Origin of the sequence: Rhodoblastus sp. (genome assembly GCF_052145335.1) — a bacterium.
Taxonomy (GTDB): domain Bacteria; phylum Pseudomonadota; class Alphaproteobacteria; order Rhizobiales; family Beijerinckiaceae; genus Rhodoblastus.
The window spans coordinates 1-4,158 of the sequence record NZ_JBKQOU010000167.1; the positions used below are offsets into that span (position 1 = coordinate 1).

3 protein-coding genes are annotated in these 4,158 nt (G+C 63.7%); 1 reads left to right on the plus strand and 2 read right to left on the minus strand.

Annotated elements, in window-relative coordinates; translation table 11 throughout:
• Positions 1-389, minus strand: a 389-nt coding sequence (locus ACLP2E_RS11120; RefSeq protein ID WP_442465958.1) for a transglycosylase domain-containing protein, incomplete at its 3' end; no start/stop codon positions are given.
• Between the two features lie 320 nt (positions 390-709).
• Positions 710-2,002, minus strand: a complete 1,293-nt coding sequence (locus ACLP2E_RS11125) for an N-acetylmuramoyl-L-alanine amidase (protein ID WP_442465959.1) — start codon at positions 2,000-2,002, stop codon at positions 710-712.
• Positions 2,003-2,801: 799 nt separating this feature from the next.
• Here ACLP2E_RS11125 and ACLP2E_RS11130 point away from each other — a divergent pair.
• The coding region (locus ACLP2E_RS11130; protein WP_442465960.1) for a ribonuclease E/G at positions 2,802-4,158 on the plus strand (1,357 nt) is incomplete at its 3' end.

The following is a 4,158-nucleotide window of genomic DNA, read 5'->3' on the forward strand; positions in this document are numbered from 1 at the left end:
TGGGTGATGGTCGAGGCGCCCTGCGGATGGCCGCCGCGGCCGTAATTTTCGACGTAGAGCAGGCCGGCGCGCGCGATGCCTTGAATGTCGACGCTGGGATGCTGGTAGAAATTCTTATCCTCGGCCGCGACGAAGGCATTGGTGACGAGTTTCGGGATCGCTTGAATCGGCAGGTAGAGCCGGCGTTCCTTGGCGTATTCGGCGAGCAGCGAGCCGTCGGCCGCATGCACCCTGGTCATCACTGCAGGTTCGTAATCCTGAAGCTGCGAGTAATCCGGCAAGTCCTTTGAATAATGCCACAATAGGCCAGCGGTCCCGGCGATCCCGGCAATGAATAGGATCGTCCCCGCGGCGAACAGAAAGCCCAAAAAGCGCAGCAGTAATTTCACCGCGACACCGATTCCCCAGAGACCCGTTTCATCAAGATCAAGCGTTCCATCGAGATCAGGAATGCCCCGCCAAGTTCCAGCCGGCAAACGGCCAGAAGCCGGTTGGACCGGAACGACTCAAAGCTGCCCCGCGCGCAAGACCAGTGTGCCAGTATTGGCCCCCACCCGCCAGAGTCCCCACCTATCGCTGCGTTGGTCGCTTGGTTTTTTGTTCAAACTGAGGCCGTTGGGGCACATGAGGCGTGCATCAGGATACCGCGCGGAGCCTGGCCACCCGCCAGATGAGCCCAGGCGGCCCTGCGAGATAGGGCACCGCCAGTTTAGTTGGCCCCACCCGTGCGGGCTCCGGCGACGTGGGTCGCAAAATAGCCGTCGATGGCATGCGCCATGTCGTCCGCCGTATGGTCCCGCCAGGCGCTGGACAAGAGCGACTGTAGATCCTGCTTGTTCGACACATAGCCCAGTTCGACAAGGACCGAGGGGACGTCTGGGGCACGCAAAACGCGAAAGCCCGCCGACTTGATGGGATCCTTGTGCAGCCGCGTCGTGTCCTTCATCTCGCTGACCAGCTTATGCGCGAATTGCACGGAGAAGGTCTTGGTCTCGCGCTGCGCAAGGTCGATCAGAATGCCGGCCACGTCATCGGGTTCGGACTTGAGATCGACGCCGGCGATGACGTCGGCTCGGTTCTCCTCTTCGGCGAGCCGCGCGGCGGCCGGATCGGTTGCCGTCTCCGACAGCGTATAGACCGTCGCGCCCTGGGCATCGCCTTCTTTGCGCGGCAAGGAATCGGCGTGGATCGAGACGAACAGCGAGGCGCCGGCATTGCGCGCGATGCGCACGCGATCGGCGAGCGGGATGAACGTGTCGTCGTCGCGCGTCATCAGGACGCGGTATTTGCCGGCCTTCTCGATGCGGTCGCGCAGGCGCTGGGCCACATCGAGGACAATGTCCTTCTCCGCCTCCCCGCTCGGCGCTTTCGTGCCGGTGTCGATGCCGCCATGGCCGGGATCGAGCACGACCAAGGGACGCGGATCGGCGGAATCCGACTGCGGCGCGTTCGCGGACGGCAGGCTTGCGGGAGGCAGATTCGTGGGAGGATTGTCGGCGCGGGCAAGCTTTTCATCGAGCGCGATCTTGCGCAGGAAGCTGTCGCGGTCGGTGGCGACAAGATCGAGCACGAGCCGCGCCGGGGCGCCGTCGGCGGCATCGACCGCGAAGGCCTTGTCGACGCGCACCGGCTTGCTGACGTCGAGGACGACGCGCGAGCCGCCGGCCATCACCAGGCCGTAGCGAAACGTCTTCACCAGTCCTCGACCATTTTCTCCGGTATTCGGCGGAAGTTGAAATCGGACTTGCGGAATATCGACGACCACGCGGTAAGGATCGGCCAGCGTGAAGACGTGCAGATCGATCTTGCGGTCGAGATCCATGACGAATCGCGTCTGCGACTCATCGCCGCCGAGCCGCGCGTCGGTCGCCACGGGAAACGAGTCGGAGGTCGGCAAGTTCGCCGACAGGTTCGCCGGCAAGTTCCCCAGCCCGTCGGCCGCCATGGCAGCGCCGGTGAGAAACACACCGAGAAGCGCCCAGCCGGCGGCTCGGACAGCCATCGGTTTCCACCCCATTCTGCCCCCTTACTCCAATAGGCGCGCGTGGTTAACTCAAACTTAAGCCTGAGCCCGGAACCGGCGCCGGATACCGCCGCAATTCACCACCCTCGCGCCAAAGCCCACAGATGGCTTGCCAATTCCCCTTCGACGGCCTTAGAAAGAAGGTGCTGACGGTGAAAGGTTCCGGTTGTGTCGCGTTAGGGCATCCGGTTACGTCCGCCAAGATTGGCTCCCGGAGGAAGATGACCGGAGCAAGGCGGACGGCGGGTTTGGAACCGCTCCGGCGCAGTCGCTGCGACGGCCACTGGCTTGTTTGGCAAATGTCTCGATTGGCAAATGACCAAACCGGCCAATGGTTGCATCAAGCGACGGCGCCACGAAGGCGGAACGAACAGGCGACGCCGATACCCTCCGAATATTGAGGACAGCCGGAATCTTAAGCGTGGCGCATGTACCGGAGCCGAAACCACATCGTGGTGCAAAGCCACTTCGTTGTGCTCTTAGGATGGTTCTTGGGATGGCGTTACGCCGTTAGCGTCTACGGAATTGCGGCAGCGCCCGACGCTGTCGCCTCATCGCGGTTTGGAGTTCATGTCCGAGACGCAAGTCCAGGTCCGATCAACGTGGCGCGGTAGCTTTCAAACGCTCGCCGGCATGCGGACCTCTCCCGCTTCGCGGTCTTTCGATTTCCGATCCGTCCCTTTCAACGACAATTGGGCCCGTGCCCTCCTCCCACGCCAACTCCAACTCAATGGCGACGCGGAACGAGCAGGCATGCCGGCCCTCGTGAGATTTACCAATGGCCAACAAAATGCTCATCGACGCGACCCATCCCGAGGAGACCCGGGTGGTCGTTCTGCGCGGCAATCGCGTCGAAGAATTCGACTTTGAATCCGCGCACCGCAAGCAACTCCGGGGCAATATCTATCTGGCGAAAGTGACGCGCGTTGAGCCGTCGCTGCAGGCCGCTTTCGTCGATTACGGCGGCAACCGCCACGGCTTCCTGGCGTTCAGCGAAATTCATCCGGACTATTATCAAATCCCGGTCGCCGACCGCGAAGCCTTGATCGCCGAGGAAGAACGCGCGCAACGCGCCGCCGACGACGAAGTCGACCGGCGCTCGCGGCGGCACCGCCGCCAGCCGGCGCCGCATCGATCCGCGCGCCGCGACGAAACGGTGCAGGGCGAAATCACTGAAGCGCACGATGCCGCCGCCGAAGGCCATTTCGAGGAGGCGCATGGCGAACAGGCGCACGGCGAGAACGGCGAAGCAACGGACATCGAAGCGCGCGGCAGTGCCGCGGCCGAAGGCACGCCGCACCATCACGACGCGTCGGAACCCGTTGTCACACGGACCATCTCAGCCGATGCATTGAACGCCTCCGAAGACCACGCCGAGACCGACGACGAAGCTGACGAACCGCTCGAAGCCCTGGCGGAATCGGCAACCGAAGTGGCGGCGAACGACGTCTCCGAAAAGCACGCCGAAGACGGCGAGGCCGCGGACGATCACAACGGGCAGCCGGACGACCACGGCGACGAGACCGTCAGCACCGCGCCCGCTGAGAACGGCGACACTACGACCGTCACCGAAGTGCATGAGCACGACGAGGAAGGCGAAGCGCCTGAGGAGATCGTCGAATCGGTCGGCGGTTCGGACGCGCTCGAAGAAGTACCGGACCGCGCCCCGCGCTACCGCCGCCAGTACAAAATCCAAGAGGTGATCAAGCGCCGGCAGGTCATGCTGGTACAGGTGGTCAAGGAAGAACGCGGCACCAAGGGCGCCGCGCTTACGACCTATTTGTCGCTGGCCGGCCGCTATTCGGTGCTGATGCCCAATACCGCGCGCGGCGGCGGCATCAGCCGCAAGATCACCAGTTCCGAAGATCGGGCACGCCTCAAGGAGGCGGCCGCCGAGCTCGAAGTGCCGGAGGGCATGGGCGTGATCCTGCGCACCGCCGGCGCCAGCCGCACCAAGATCGAGATCAAGCGCGACTTTGAATATCTCTTGCGGATGTGGGAGACCGTCCGCGACCTGACGCTCAAATCCACCGCGCCGAAGCTCGTCTACGAGGAAGGCGAAGCGCCTGAGGAGATCGTCGAATCGGTCGGCGGTTCGGACGCGCTCGAAGAAGTACCGGACCGCGCCCCGCGCT

What these genes read in the sequence shown, in the direction of transcription:
- ACLP2E_RS11125 (WP_442465959.1), bottom strand. Translation starts at nt 2,002, where the DNA reads ATGGCTGTCCGAGCCGCCGGCTGGGCGCTTCTCGGTGTGTTTCTCACC.